This window comes from Hydrogenophaga luteola, from assembly GCF_042648585.1.
In the GTDB taxonomy this organism is placed as follows: Bacteria; Pseudomonadota; Gammaproteobacteria; order Burkholderiales; family Burkholderiaceae_C; genus Hydrogenophaga; species Hydrogenophaga luteola.
Genome location: NZ_JBHRXX010000007.1, coordinates 664,518 through 678,175, shown reverse-complemented (window position 1 = coordinate 678,175; position 13,658 = coordinate 664,518). Strand labels below are relative to the sequence as shown.

The following is a 13,658-nucleotide window of genomic DNA, read 5'->3' as shown; positions in this document are numbered from 1 at the left end:
TGTTTGACGGCTTTGAAAGAGAGATTTCTCCATGGCACAGCTCATCGTCATCGGCGGCGGCATCACCGGCGTCACCAGCGCCTACGCCCTGTCCCGCGAAGGCCACCAGGTCACCCTGATCGAACAGCACCGCTACGCGGGCATGGAAACCAGCCACGCCAACGGCGGGCAGCTGTCGGCCTCCAACGCCGAAACCTGGACCCACCCGTCCACGCTCATCAAGGGCATCAAGTGGATGCTCAAGGCCGACGCGCCGCTGCTGGTCAACCCCAAGCCCAGCTGGCACAAGCTCAGCTGGTTCGCCGAGTTCATCGCCTCGATTCCGAAGTACCGCGACAACACCATCGCCACCGCGAAGCTGGCGATTGCCGCGCGCGAGCACCTGTTCGGCTGGGCGCAGGCCGAGGGCGTTCACTTCGACCTCAAGAAGCAGGGCATCCTGCACATCTACCGCGACAAGGCCGGCTTCGACCACGCAGGGGAGGTGTCCAAGTTGCTGGCCGAAGGCGGACTGCCGCGCCGCGCCGTCACGCCCGACGAGATGCGCGCCATCGAACCGACGCTGGCGGGTGACTATTACGGCGGCTACTACACCGAGAGCGACAGCACCGGCGACATCCACAAGTACACCCACGGCATGAGCCTGGCCTGCGAGCGCCGCGGCGTGCGCCTGCTGACCGGCCGCGCCGTGGCGCGCGTGCAGAGCACGGGCAACACCGCGCACGTCACCCTCGCCGACGGCGAGGTGGTCAGCGCGGATGCGGTGGTGGTCTGCGCCGGCGTGCACAGCCGCGCCATCGGCGCGCAGCTGGGCGACCGCCTCAACGTCTACCCGGTCAAGGGCTACTCCATCACCGTCATGCTGAACGACGCGCAGAGCCAGGCCGCTGCGCCGAATGTGAGCCTGCTGGACGACGAGACCAAGCTGGTCACCAGCCGCCTGGGCGTGGACCGTTTCCGTGTGGCCGGCACGGCCGAGTTCAACGGCTTCAACCGCGACATCCGCGCCGACCGCATCAAGCCGCTGGTGGACTGGGTCAACCAGTGCTTCCCGGGCGTGAGCACACGCCGCGTCGAGCCCTGGGCCGGCCTGCGGCCCATGATGCCGGACATGCTGCCCCGCGTCGGCCCCGGCCGCCTGCCCAACGTGTTCTACAACACCGGCCACGGCCACCTCGGCTGGACGCTCTCGGCCATCACCGCGCACCAGTTGGCCGGCCACGTGGCACAGTGGCAGGAGCTGCGGCGCCACACCCGCGTGGTGATGCCTGCACCCGCCGTCTGACCACCAAGGAACCGCCATGGCCGTATCCGCCTTCGACCTGTTCAAGATCGGCATCGGGCCCAGCAGCTCGCACACGGTCGGCCCCATGCGCGCCGCGCGCCTGTTCGCACACGGGCTGGAGACCGCGGGCCTGCTGCCCGCTGTGGCGCGGGTGCAGGTGGGGCTGTACGGCTCGCTGGGCGCCACCGGCCGCGGCCACGGCAGCGACAAGGCGGTACTGCTCGGCCTGTGCGGCCACGAGCCGGAGTCGGTGCCCATCGAATCGGTCGAGCCCACCGTGCGCGCCATCCGGGAACAGGGGCGCATCGCACTCATGGGCACTCACACCATCGACTGGACGGACCGCGAGGACCTGACCCTGCACCGCCAGGCCCTGCCGCTGCACGCCAACGGCATGCGCCTCGCGGCCTGGGACGCCGCGGGTACGGTGCTGTCCGAGCGCACCTTCTATTCGGTGGGCGGCGGCTTCGTGGTGAGCGAAGAGGTCATGGCCGACGGCCAGCGGCAGAAGGTGATCGCGCCCGACATCACGCAACTGCCGATCCCTTTCCGCACGGGCGACGAGCTGCTGCAGCGCTGCCGCGAGCACGGTCTGTCGATTGCGGGCGTGATGCGCGCCAACGAGCGCCACTGGCGCAGCGACGACGAGATCCGCGCCGGCCTGCTGCGCATCTGGGAGGTGATGCAAGCCTGCGTGCAGCGCGGCTACAGCACCGACGGCGTACTGCCCGGAGGCTTCAAGGTGCGCCGCCGCGCGCCTGCGCTGTTTCGCGACCTGACCGGCCACCCCGAGAAAGCGCTGACCGATCCGCTGGCCGTGCTCGACTGGGTCAACCTCTACGCGCTCGCCGTCAACGAGGAGAACGCCGCCGGTGGCCGCGTGGTCACGGCGCCCACCAACGGCGCGGCCGGCATCGTGCCCGCCGTGCTGCACTACTACCGCCGCTTCGTGCCCAGTTCAACGGACGAGGGCGTGGTGGACTTCCTGCTCACCGCCGCGGCCATCGGCATCCTTTACAAGGAGAACGCCAGCATCAGCGGCGCCGAGGTCGGTTGCCAGGGCGAGGTGGGCGTGGCCTGCTCCATGGCGGCCGGTGCCCTGTGCGCCGTGCTGGGCGGCACGCCCGAGCAGGTGGAAAACGCGGCCGAGATCGGCATGGAACACCACCTGGGCCTGACCTGCGACCCGGTGGGTGGTCTGGTGCAGATCCCCTGCATCGAGCGCAACGCCATCGCCTCGGTCAAGGCCATCAACGCCGCCCGCATGGCGCTGCGCGGCGACGGCACCCACCATGTCAGCCTGGACAAGGTCATCAAGACCATGCGCGAGACCGGGGCGGACATGAAGACCAAATACAAGGAAACGGCCCGCGGCGGGCTGGCGGTGAACATCGTGGAGTGTTGACCCCCACGCCCGCCCGGCCGCCCCTTGTCGGCACAATCGGGGGATGACCACCCCCTTCCGCGTGCTGAGCCTCATCCCCCCGATGACGCAGCTCAACACGCCCTACCCTTCCACCGCCTACCTCACGGGCTTTCTGCGCTCGCGCGGCATCGACGCGGTGCAGGAAGACCTGGCGCTGGCGCTGGTGCTCCACCTGTTCACGCCGGCCGGGCTGGAGGCGCTGCGGGGCTGCGCGCTGGCCCAGCCCGAGGCCCAGCGCACGGCCAGCGTGCACAACTTTCTCGACCAGTTCGACGCCTACCGCGCCACCATCGGCCCGGTGATCGCCTACCTGCAGGGGCGTGACTCGACGCTGGCCTACCGCATCGCCGCGCGCGGGCTGCTGCCCGAAGGGCCGCGCTTTTCCGCGCTGGAGAACTATGTGGACGACGGCAGCGGCGACCCGCTGGGCTGGGCCTTCGGCGCGCTGGGCGTGCAGGACAAGGCGCGCCACCTGTGCACGCTGTACCTCAACGACCTGTCGGACGTGATCCGCGACGCGGCGGACGAGCGCTTCGAGTTCGTGCGCTACGCCGAGTCGCTGGCCAGCAGCCAGCCGAGCTTCGACCCGCTGGCCGATGCACTGGCCACGCCGCCCACCCTGGTGGACCAGCTGCTGCACGACCTGACCCTGGCCGCCCTGCACCGCCACCAGCCCACGCTGGTGCTGCTGTCCGTGCCCTTCCCCGGCGCCATGTACGCGGCCCTGCGCATCGCGCAGACCATCAAGGCGCAGAACCCGCACGTCCGCATCGGGCTGGGCGGCGGCTTCGTCAACACCGAACTGCGCGAGCTGAAAGACCCACGCGTGTTCGACTTCGTCGACTACGTGACGCTGGACGCGGGCGAGCGGCCGGTGCTCTCGCTGATCGAGCACCTGCACGGCGAGCGCGGCAAGCAACGCCTGCAGCGCACCTTCCTGCGCGAGAACGGCGAGGTCAAGTACGTCAACCTGGCCGAGCCGGACATCCCGTTCGAGGACGTGGGCACGCCCACCTGGGACGGCCTGCCGATCGAGCGCTACCTGAGCCTGCTGGACATGCTCAACCCCATGCACCGGCTCTGGAGCGACGGCCGCTGGAACAAGCTGACGGTGGCGCACGGCTGCTACTGGAAGAAGTGCAGCTTCTGCGACGTGAGCCTCGACTACATCGGCCGCTACGAGACCGCGACCGCGGCCACCCTGGCCGACCGCATCGAAAAGATCGTCAACGAGACCGGGCAGACCGGCTTCCATTTCGTGGACGAGGCCGCGCCACCCAAGGCGCTCAAGGCGCTGGCCGAAGAGCTGATCCGCCGCGACCTGCAGATCAGCTGGTGGGGCAACATCCGTTTCGAGAAGACCTTCACACCCGAGCTGAGCGAGCTGCTGGCGCAAAGCGGCTGCATCGCCATGAGCGGCGGGCTGGAGGTGGCCAGCGACCGCTTGCTCAACCTCATGAAAAAAGGCGTGAGCGTCGAACAGGTGGCGCGCGTCACCAAGGGCTTCACCGACGCCGGCATCCTGGTGCACGCCTACCTGATGTACGGCTTCCCGACGCAGACCCTGCAGGACACGGTGGACGCGCTCGAATACGTGCGCCAGCTGTTCGAGAACGGCTGCATCCAGAGCGGCTTTTTCCACCGCTTTTCCTGCACCGTGCACTCCCCGGTGGGCATGGACCCGGCGGCCTATGGCGTCGAGCTGATCCCGCTGCCCGAGGTGACGTTCGCCAAGAACGACATCGGCTTCACCGACCCCACGCCCATGCCACCCGGCGTGGACCACGACGTGCTGGGCCAGGGCCTGCGCAAGGCGATCTACAACTACATGCACGGCCTGTGCGTGGACGACGACGTGCGCCGCTGGTTCGAGCACCTGCCCTGCCAAGTGCCGCGACCCACGGTCAAGCGGGGGAAGATCGCCAAGGCGCTGGCTTGACGGGTCTGATGTGCCTCAACCGAGCTGACTCACTCCCCGCCGCAGCTTCCTCCCCCGTCAGACTCCCCTCCCGAGCACGCAGGCGACGTGGTGTCGCCGTCTGTGTGCGCCCCCGCAGTCGCCCCGCCCGCCATCGAGCCAATGGCAAGTGCCACGGCCACATACCCAGAGAGTGCAAGCAGCAAGCCGCAGCCCAGGAGCGTCAACACGCTCTGCCAGGGAGCCCATTGGTAGAAGTTCGGTCCGGCGACCGAAACTCCGATCAAACCACCCGCCAAGGCGCCCGCCAGTGCGCCATACCAACGGTAGGAATGCAGTACGTCAATGGCTCGACTTTGACTTCCGCTGGGCATGAAACAACTCCGGGCAACTGAGTTCTACGCAGATGGTCACGGGCCACATTTGCGATACATGTGACTCTAACCTCCGTGTTGCCAAGTCGTGGCTGGTGTGGCACCACAGAATCCCGAAGTTGGGTGCGGTATTTGGATCCTGCGATACAACCCCGTTGTGAAAAGCGACTTCAAAGGCAACAAGGCCCACCTGCCCAGCAAGCCCTGCGTGGTCTGTGGCCGGCCCATGAGCTGGCGCAAGGCCTGGGCGAAGAACTGGGACGAGGTCAAGTACTGCTCCGACGCCTGCCGGGCGCGCAAGAACCCTTCAGCGCGGAATGCCTGACATGCCGGCCTCCCCGATCCGCCATCTGGTCCTCGTGCTGGGCGACCAGCTGGACCACGACAGCACCGCCTTCGACGGCTTCGACCCGGCGGAAGACCGGGTGTGGATGGCCGAGGTGCCCGAAGAATCCACCCACGTCTGGTCGGCCAAGCCGCGCACCGCGATCTTCCTGAGCGCCATGCGGCACTTCGCTGCCGAGCTGCGAGAGCGCGGCCTGCCACTGCGCTACACCCAGCTTCAGGATGCGGACAACACCGGCACCCTGGCGGGTGAACTGCAACGGGCCATCACCGACCTGCAACCGCAAAGCCTCATCCTCACCGCCCCCGGCGACTGGCGCGTGCTGCAAGACCTGCGCGCCGTGGCGGCGCAGGCCGACCTGCCGCTGGACCTGCGCGACGACCGTCACTTCTTTTCCACGGTGCGCGACTTCGCTGCGCACGCCAAGGGCCGAAAGCAGCTGCGCCTCGAATACTGGTACCGCGAGCTGCGGCAGAAACACGGCGTGCTGATGGACGGGAAGCAGCCGGCGGGCGGCCAGTGGAACTTCGACGCCGACAACCGCGAGAGCTTCGGCAAGGCCGGTCCGCAGAACGTGCCGCCGCCCTTCCGGGTGCCGCCGGACGTGATCACGCAAGAAGTCATCGAACTGGTCAACACGCGCTTCGACGACCACCCGGGGTCGCTGCAAAGCTTCGCCTGGCCCGTCACCCGCGCCGAGACCCTGCGCGCGCTGGACCACTTCATCAACCACCGCCTGCCGCTGTTCGGCCAGTTCGAAGACGCGATGTGGGCCGGCGAGGTCTGGCTCTGGCATTCGCAGCTGAGCGCCGCGCTCAACCTCAAGCTGCTGAACCCGCGCGAGGTGGTGGCCGCGGCCGAAGCGGCGTACCGCAACGGCCACGCCCCACTGGCCGCGGTGGAAGGTTTCATCCGCCAGATCCTGGGCTGGCGCGAATACGTGCGCGGCATCTACTGGACGCAGATGCCCGGCTACCTGGAGCGCAACGCGCTGGAGGCGCAGGCGCCGCTGCCCGCCTGGTACTGGACCGGCGAGACCGAGATGGCCTGCCTGCGCGAAGCCATCACGCAGACGCTGGCGCATGGCTACGCGCACCACATCCAGCGCCTGATGGTCACGGGCCTGTATGCGCTGCTGCTGGGCGTGCGGCCGCAGGCCGTTCATGAGTGGTACCTGAGCGTGTACGTGGACGCGGTGGAATGGGTGGAACTGCCCAACACCCTGGGCATGAGCCAGTACGGCGACGGCGGCCTGCTGGGCAGCAAGCCCTATGTCGCCACGGGCAAGTACATCCAGCGCATGAGCAACCACTGCAGTGGTTGCCGTTACGACCCGGCCCAGTCCACCGGCCCCAAGGCCTGCCCCTTCACCACGCTGTACTGGGACTTCCTGATGCGGCACGAGGCCATGTTGCGGCAGAACCCGCGCATGGCCATGCAGATGAAAAACCTGGACCGGCTGGCGCCGGAAGCGCGCGAGGCGATTGCCGAACAGGCCCGGGCGCACCGGGCCGCCCTGACCTGACAGCGCCAACGAGCGGTTGGCGCCGCGAGGCCGGCGCTGGCCTCAGCGCAGCATCTGGAAGTACGCCGTGGTCACCGCCACCTGCGACTCGTCCAACGTGGTCGGCGTCGTGCTGCCGAAGGCCATGCGGTCGTCGAGGGGCCAGACCCGGCCGTTGGCTTCGCCTGTCGCGTTCGCCAGCGAGATGTCGCGCAGCTTGCCGAAGCGGGCGTCGCCCTTGCCGTCCACCTGCTGGTCCAGCAGCGAGACCAGCGAGAAGGTCACGTTCTGCATCGTCATCACGTTGCGCCGACGCGTCACGTAGGTACCCACGGTGGCACCAGGCTCGGCCCATTCGACATTCTGGAAACAGACCCGCACCTCCTGCGGGTTGCCATTGCTGTCGAGGTAGGCGTAGCGGTCCTGCTGACCCTCGGTGCGGCCTTCGGGCAGGCGCACACCAGCGGCCAGGAAGGCGTTGATCAGGTCGTTGCCGCACAGCGCGGTGCCCGCGGGCGCGACGTTGCCGTTGACGCGGCCGGTCGGGTCCGTGGGGTTGTCGCCCGGCGGGTAGCCCACGCCGGTGACGTAGGCCTCGTAGGCCAGCTGCCAGCCCTGCACGAAGTCGGTCGACAGCCGCTGGTACGACGCAGTGCGCTGCAGGTCGCGCCCCACCGCCACCGCCCCCAGCAGCAGACCGATCACCAGCAGGGCCACGCCCAGTTCGATCAGGGTGAAGCCGCGCTGCCGGGCGAGGCCGGGCCGGCGGGCAGAGAAAGAAGGTTTGTTCATGGGGTTCACCTCGGGGTCCGCCGCGTTCAGAAGCCGATGGCGTCGGCCCGCAGGGCATTGCGGTTCACGGAAATGGAAAGGTCGGTCGCGGCCGTGGTGCGCGCTGCGAAGTCGGCGTGGTCCTGACGGGCCGCGTTCAGCGACTCCACCGACAGCACCATCGAGGCCGCTGCCGCCGCCGATCCCGCCACCGCTGCCACGATGCCGGCCGCGGCCAGACCGATCTGGAACGAACGCGCACCCGCACTCATGGTGGTGTCGCCCACGGCCGAGAGCATCTCCTTGGCCGCGTCCAGGTCCGCCGAGATGGCACCCGCGATGCCCGCCGCCGATGCGGCCACATCCGCCTCGGCCAGACGGATCGCGACGTAGAGCTGGTCGCGGTAGTCGTACATCGCGCGCTCCATCACCAGCGCCCCGGTGGCCGCGTTGAAGTGGGCGTGTGATGCGGTGGACAGCGCACCGCCACAGCGCAATTCAGAAAACAGCTCGGCCGCGCTCATCGCGATGACCTGGTCGTCGTAGGCGTCGCTGATGGTGGTGCGGGGTGCGGCAAACGTCGGGTCGGCATCGCTGACCGTCGAATTCAGGCCGTCGAAGGACAGGCCGTTGCCGTCCGCGTCCAGCATGCCCGGCGCCGCGATGACGAAGGCCACCGTCCGGCGCGAACCGGAGGCCGACACCGCCAGCCGCCCGGCCGGTGCGGCGAAGGCATCGGTCGAGGTGTTCAGCGCCAGGCACAGGTCGATCTGGTTGACCGACTGGGCGCCGCCCACCGCACAGGGCGGGCTGTTGGCGGCGTTGCAGGCGGCGTTCAGCGGGTCGGTGCCGCTGGTGGCCTCGGTGGCACCGAGCTGCACCGTGGCCAGCGAAGGGATCGGTGGCATGTTGCCATTGGGGCCGTTGCCGTTCTGCGGGCGCGGGTTGGGCGTTAGCGCACGCAGCGGGTTCATGCGGTCCAGCGCGACGGCCAGATCACGGTCTTCGGCCGCGGTGGCCGAGGCCTCGCGGTACACGCCGTAGCGCAGGCGGCCCGCTTCCGGACGCGGCAGACCCAGGGTCTGCCAGGGCACATAGCCCACCTGGCGCAGGCCGGCGCCCGCCGCGCAGGACTCGACCCCGTTGGCGTCGGTGGCCGGGCACGGCAGGCGGTGCTGGGCGTGGGCAAAACCCACCAGGGCATCGCGCGCCTGCAGCTGCACATCCATCTGCACGGTGCCCACGCGCTGGCGTTCCTGGAACTGCCAGTACACCACCGCGCCAAGCAGCACCAGGCCCAGCACCAGCAGCGCGACGGACAGCTCGACGAGCGAAAAACCCGCCTGGTGGCGCTTCATCATGGGTTGAGTCCCTTCCGGTCGGTCACCACCGCGTGGTCCAGCGCGTCGGCCAGGCTGTTGTAGACGTGGATGGCGTAGGCGTTGCCCGCCACCAGCTTGTCGCGGGCGGCCTGCAGGTCCTCCTGGGCCGCCGTCAGGTCCTGTGCGGCCAGCACGGTCTCGGCAATCGACGCGGCCACGTTGACTGCGGCCATCACCACCACGAAGGCGGTCACGCCTTCGGTGTTGGCCGCCGAGGCGATGCTGAGCACCGCGCTGGTGGTGGCCAGCGCCAGGCCCATGGCGGCCAGGGCCACACCTGACTCAGCGCCGTCCACCGCGGACTCGGCCTGGTCGATGTCGAAGCGCAGCAATGACCAGTACTGCTGCATCACGCGCGCGGTGTCGTAGGCCGCGTAGCTCGACTGCATGGCCACCTGCATCTCGCTCAGGCGCACCGCGCAGCCCAGGCGGGCCGACAGGTCGCCCGGGCCGACGGCGAGCATGAGGTCGTCGTAGTTGAGGTCCTGCGAACGGCCCGGCAGGTCGAAGCGGAAGCTGGCGCTCGCCCCTTCGGCGTTGTTGCCGTCGAACTGGCGGTTCGCGCCCGGGTGGGCGATCACGAAGCCCACCGGCACGCTGCCGCCGGTGGCGCCGGCGCGCAGCACCCCGGTAGCCCCGCTGTTGGCCGCCAGGCGGCGCGCCACGGCGCACCAGTCCAGCCCGTTGACCACCGGGCGCAGGGCGACCGCGTCGGCGTAGGAAGCGCTGACGCGGGTGCCCGCGGCGGTCACATCGGCCGGCACGGGGCTGAGCGCCGGGAACACCGGCACCTCGGTGAAGGTAAGGCCGAAGTCCGGCCAGTCCTGGGCTGTCGGCAGGGCTGCCAGGTCGGCACCACCTCCGCGGTTCGCGCCGTAGTGCAGCGCCGCCAGGTCGCTGTCCATGCCCAGCGTGCGCCAGGGAAAGCGCACCGCCGTCGCGTTGCCGCAGGCCTCGACCCCGTCGGTGCCAGCCGCCGGACACGGCAGCCGGTGGTTCGCCAGCAGGAAGCCCTCCACCCCGGCCTGGGCCTCGTTGAGCTGGCGCTGCATGTCGGTGCGGTCCATCGGCGCCTGCGTGGTCGCCACCCAGCGCCAAGCCATGACGCCGATGATGCCGATGGCCACCAGGGCCACACCCATCTCCACCAAGGAGAAGCCGCGTTGTCTGAACGGTGGCCGCCTCATCGCGTGCCCCCCTTGATGTCCACGTTGGTCAGGATGCTCTGTGCAGCGGAGGGCGGCATCGGCGTGACGCCGGAGCCCGTGATGTTGCAGGGCGGCGGGTTGGCCACCTGGGCCGCCAGCGAGTCGTAGGAGTCCTGCGCCGCGTCGATGCGGTCGTCTGCAGCGTCCAGCGAGTCCTCCAGCGCGTCGATCTCACGCTGGATCTGCTCCGGCCGGAAGTAGCGGCTGCTCGGCCCCGGGGCCTGGGCGACGTTGGTGGCCGGGCCAAACAGGTCGTTGAGCGCGGTCTGGATCGCCGAGTAGGTGTTGATGTCTCCGGGCTGGCAGACGTTGATGGCGGTGGTGGAGCAGGCCCAGACCACGCTGGGCAGCACCTGCAGCTGGTAGCGGCCCGGGTTCTGCAGGCTGTTGTAGTTGCTGGCGTAGGACGACTGGGCCGAGTTGATCGAGGTCAGGGCGGCGGTCTGCGCCGACTGCGCCGCGGCCAGGTTGGACTGTGCCTCGGCGAGCCGCGTGACGGCGTTGTTGTATTCGTTCTGCAGCGCGGTCGCATCCTGCAGCAGCGACAGGCGCGCGGTTTTTTCCAGGCGCTCCGTTTGCAGCGCTTCACGTGCCACCGGATCGGTGGTGGCCGCGATCTGCGTGTCCAGCGCCGCAATCTCCGACTGCAGCTGGCTGATCAGCGTGGTGCGGTTGGCGATCATGTTGGCGTAGTCGTCGCGGGTGTTGGTCCAGTTGGTCACCGCGTCCTGGTAGAGCTGCACCTGGGCCGTCGCGTCGGAGTAGCTGGTATTGGCGGTGCCCCAGGTGCCGGCCGACGACAGCAGCGTGTCGACCCGACCGTCGATGCTGGACCAGGGGTAGCCCCAGCGCACCCAGAACCGCAGGTTGGCGATGGCCTGGTTGCGTGCCGCAATGGCGTTGTTCAGTTCGACCTGCTTGGCCGCGATCTCGTTCACGATGGCCTGGCGGTCGGCGATGGCGTCGTTGAGCTCGCCCTGCGCCTGGTTGAGCTGGGTCGTCAGGTCGGGCACGGTGCAGCTCAGCGACGAAGCGTTGACCGTGCTGTCGGCCAGGGCCAGCGCGTTGCCGGCCAGCACGGCCGCCGTCACGTTCGCCGCGATGGAGGCCACGTTGGCAACGATCACGCCGGCCGTGAGCGCCGCCGACGCGGTGTGGATGCCCGCGGCCGCGCAGGCGTTGGCCGCGATGCCCAGCGAGGCGATACAGATGGCCCACTCGCCGGCCGCGTTGCCCGCGTCGCTGATGCCCTCCAGCACCACGGCCGCGGTTTCCACCGCGGTGATGGCGGCGCCGATGGAGGCAAAGATGATCGCGCGCTCGGCCGCCTCGATGTTCTCCTCCTTCATCTCGTCGACCGAGCTGGAGATGTCGTGCGCCAGCGCCACCGTGTTGATGGAGTCGTTCAGCACGTTGCAGTGGAAGGCGGTCTGCAACGCGGCAAAGGGCCGGTCAAGCACGATGTCGTCGTAGGCCGCCAGGATCGGGCTGCGCTGCGGGTCCTCCAGCACGCTGTTCGCCCCGGTGTTGGCGCCGTCGAACAGCGAGCCGTCGCCGTCGGTGTCCTCGTCGCCAGGGTGGGCCAGGGCGTAGGCCACGGCGCGTGCGGGTGCCGCGTTCACCTGCGCCATGCCGGCGGCCAGCGCGGTGTCGGCGCCGGCCTGCAGGCGCTGGCAGAAGTCGGCCAGGGTGCGGATGTTTTCCTGGTACGGCGGCGCATCGCGCATGGCAAAGAAGGTGGTGCCGTCGTCGTCGTACTCGAGCGGGCGCCAGGCGTCGTCCAGCACCGTCAGGTCGAAGTCGCCCGCGCCGCGCTGCACCAGGTAGCGGATCTGGCCGATGTCCACGCCCGGGTCGGCCCCGGCCATGCGGAGGGTGGTGGCGGGCAGCCAGCCCTTCTGTTCGGTGCCGCCGCAGTCCTCCACGCCATCACGGTCGGTGTCGGGACACGGCAGGCGGCGCGCGACGGTGGCGAAGGTCTGCAGCGCCTGGTCGGCCTGGGACAGGTTCAGCCGCTCCAGCCGCGCGTTCTCGATGGCGGTGCGCTCGCGCCACTCCAGGAATCCCATGGTCGCCAGTCCGCCCAGCACGGCGATGAGCAGCATCACCTGCAGCAGACCGAAGCCTCGCTGCACGATGCGGCGGGATGGCAGGGACACCCGGATGGCCATCAGCCGCCCCCCATGGACTGGCTGACCGACTGGCGCACCAGGTCGTAGATCGGCAGCAGCAGCGCCACGATCAGGAAGATGAACAGGCCGCCTGCCAGCAGAATCAGCGCCGGCTTGACGATCTCGCCCAGCGACTTGACCACCACGTCCAGGCGCTTGCGGTATTCGTCGGACAGGCGGTCGAGCTGCTTTTCCAGCGAACCCGACTCCTCGCCCACCGAGATCATGCGCACCGCCATGGGCGGGAAACCGCCGACGCGGCGCATCGAGGCGCCAATGCCCTCGCCCCGTGCCACGCCGTCGCGCACCTTGATCAGGCGGGCGCGGTAGTACTCGTTGGAGGTGGCGCGCGAGAGAACGTCCAGGCTCATCATGAAGTCCAGGCCCGCCCGCACCAGCAGCGAGAGGTGCTCGGTGATGAAGGCCATGCCCGACGAGGTCGAGAGCGTGCGCAGGATGGGCAAGCGGTGCATCAGCTCGTGGCAGCCCTGCTTGAACTTCGGCACCGAGCGGTACAGCCAGACCAGGGCCACCACCAGCAGCACCACGCCGATGGCCACCAGCAGCAGGTACTGCACCAGCACGTCGGACACGTTGATCAGCCACTGCGTCAGCGGCGGCAGCTTGGCGCGCAGCTGCTTGAACAGCTGGGCCAGGTTGGGCACCACGTAGTACAGCCAGAAGAAACCCACGGCCATGATGGACGCCAGCACCAGCATCGGGTAGATCATGGCGGTGCGGATATCGCGCTTGATGTCGATCAGCCGCTCCACGTGGGCCGCCGACTCCAGCAGCATCTTGGGCAGCGCGCCGGACTCGTCGCCGATCTCGGCCAGGTTGCGCACGGTCTCGGGAAACACGTCGGGGTGGCGTGCGAAGGACTGCGTGATGCGCATGCCCGAGCCCATGTCGGTGTGCACGCGGCGCGCGATGTCGGCCACGCCGGGGTGGCCCGACTGGTCCTCGATCAGGGTGCGCAGGGCCTCCATCATCGGCACGCCGGCGTCGAGCATGATGCCCATGTCGCGCAGGAAGCCGGCCAGGTCCACCGGCCGCACGTGGCCGGCGAAGACCTTGCGGCGCATGTCGTCGAGCATGGACAGCCACTGCGGCAGCCGCTTGAGCGTGAGCACGGTGCCTTCGGTCTGCTGCTCCAGGCGCAGGCGCGCCGAGTGGTCGCGCTCGACCAGCAGTCGCAGGAAGCCGGTCTGGACCTTGCCATGCGGCAGCAGGACCCGGTAGAAGTAGGTGCGCAGACCTGCGGTGCTCATGG

The 13,658-nt window shown here is 69.1% G+C and carries 10 protein-coding genes; 5 read left to right on the top strand and 5 right to left on the bottom strand.

Annotated elements, in window-relative coordinates; translation table 11 throughout:
• The first annotated feature begins 31 nt into the window (after nucleotides 1-31).
• The 5 genes from ACFOPI_RS17990 (at nucleotide 32) to ACFOPI_RS17970 (ending at nucleotide 6,874) form a co-directional block, all read left to right on the top strand.
• On the top strand, nucleotides 32-1,285 hold the full coding sequence (locus tag ACFOPI_RS17990; protein WP_382176806.1) for a D-amino acid dehydrogenase: 1,254 nt from the start codon (nucleotides 32-34) through the stop codon (nucleotides 1,283-1,285).
• Nucleotides 1,286-1,301: 16 nt separating this feature from the next.
• The gene (locus ACFOPI_RS17985; protein ID WP_382176803.1) at nucleotides 1,302-2,690 is read left to right on the top strand and encodes an L-serine ammonia-lyase; all 1,389 of its coding nucleotides are present in this window, start codon (nucleotides 1,302-1,304) and stop codon (nucleotides 2,688-2,690) included.
• A gap of 43 nt (nucleotides 2,691-2,733) precedes the next feature.
• Nucleotides 2,734-4,650, top strand: a complete 1,917-nt coding sequence (locus ACFOPI_RS17980) for a B12-binding domain-containing radical SAM protein (protein WP_382176802.1) — start codon at nucleotides 2,734-2,736, stop codon at nucleotides 4,648-4,650.
• 510 nt (nucleotides 4,651-5,160) lie between these two features.
• Entirely contained in the window at nucleotides 5,161-5,328 is a 168-nt protein-coding gene (locus ACFOPI_RS17975; protein ID WP_382176799.1) for a DUF2256 domain-containing protein, read from the top strand.
• A 1-nt stretch (nucleotide 5,329) separates the two neighbouring features.
• Complete coding sequence (locus ACFOPI_RS17970; protein WP_382176796.1) at nucleotides 5,330-6,874, top strand: cryptochrome/photolyase family protein; 1,545 nt, start codon at nucleotides 5,330-5,332, stop codon at nucleotides 6,872-6,874.
• A 42-nt stretch (nucleotides 6,875-6,916) separates the two neighbouring features.
• Here the strand turns inward: ACFOPI_RS17970 and ACFOPI_RS17965 are convergent, their stop codons facing one another.
• Genes ACFOPI_RS17965 through ACFOPI_RS17945 form a run of 5 tightly spaced genes read right to left on the bottom strand, consistent with a single transcriptional unit; the run spans nucleotide 6,917 to nucleotide 13,656 of the window.
• Nucleotides 6,917-7,645 carry a type II secretion system protein gene (locus ACFOPI_RS17965; RefSeq protein WP_382176794.1) on the bottom strand — a complete coding sequence of 243 codons (729 nt, stop codon included), beginning with the start codon at nucleotides 7,643-7,645 and terminating at the stop codon, nucleotides 6,917-6,919.
• 26 nt (nucleotides 7,646-7,671) lie between these two features.
• Nucleotides 7,672-8,985 (bottom strand): prepilin-type N-terminal cleavage/methylation domain-containing protein, encoded by a 1,314-nt coding sequence (locus ACFOPI_RS17960; RefSeq protein WP_382176791.1) that lies wholly within the window; start codon nucleotides 8,983-8,985, stop codon nucleotides 7,672-7,674.
• A complete protein-coding gene (locus tag ACFOPI_RS17955; protein ID WP_382176789.1) occupies nucleotides 8,982-10,193 on the bottom strand; it encodes a type II secretion system protein in 1,212 nt (403 codons plus the stop codon). The genes ACFOPI_RS17960 and ACFOPI_RS17955 overlap by 4 nt, the downstream gene beginning before the upstream one ends.
• On the bottom strand, nucleotides 10,190-12,373 hold the full coding sequence (locus ACFOPI_RS17950) for a hypothetical protein (RefSeq protein WP_382176787.1): 2,184 nt from the start codon (nucleotides 12,371-12,373) through the stop codon (nucleotides 10,190-10,192). The genes ACFOPI_RS17955 and ACFOPI_RS17950 overlap by 4 nt, the downstream gene beginning before the upstream one ends.
• 11 nt (nucleotides 12,374-12,384) lie before the next feature.
• On the bottom strand, nucleotides 12,385-13,656 hold the full coding sequence (locus ACFOPI_RS17945; protein WP_382176784.1) for a type II secretion system F family protein: 1,272 nt from the start codon (nucleotides 13,654-13,656) through the stop codon (nucleotides 12,385-12,387).
• Between the last annotated feature and the right edge of the window lie 2 nt (nucleotides 13,657-13,658).

Bases quoted from the DNA above. Each gene is read 5' to 3' on its own strand.
- ACFOPI_RS17990 (WP_382176806.1), top strand. From the start codon at position 32: ATGGCACAGCTCATCGTCATCGGCGGCGGCATCACCGGCGTCACCAGC.
- ACFOPI_RS17985 (WP_382176803.1), top strand. From the start codon at position 1,302: ATGGCCGTATCCGCCTTCGACCTGTTCAAGATCGGCATCGGGCCCAGC.
- ACFOPI_RS17980 (WP_382176802.1), top strand. From the start codon at position 2,734: ATGACCACCCCCTTCCGCGTGCTGAGCCTCATCCCCCCGATGACGCAG.
- ACFOPI_RS17970 (WP_382176796.1), top strand. From the start codon at position 5,330: ATGCCGGCCTCCCCGATCCGCCATCTGGTCCTCGTGCTGGGCGACCAG.
- ACFOPI_RS17965 (WP_382176794.1), bottom strand. From the start codon at position 7,645: ATGAACAAACCTTCTTTCTCTGCCCGCCGGCCCGGCCTCGCCCGGCAG.
- ACFOPI_RS17960 (WP_382176791.1), bottom strand. From the start codon at position 8,985: ATGATGAAGCGCCACCAGGCGGGTTTTTCGCTCGTCGAGCTGTCCGTC.
- ACFOPI_RS17955 (WP_382176789.1), bottom strand. From the start codon at position 10,193: ATGAGGCGGCCACCGTTCAGACAACGCGGCTTCTCCTTGGTGGAGATG.
- ACFOPI_RS17945 (WP_382176784.1), bottom strand. From the start codon at position 13,656: ATGAGCACCGCAGGTCTGCGCACCTACTTCTACCGGGTCCTGCTGCCG.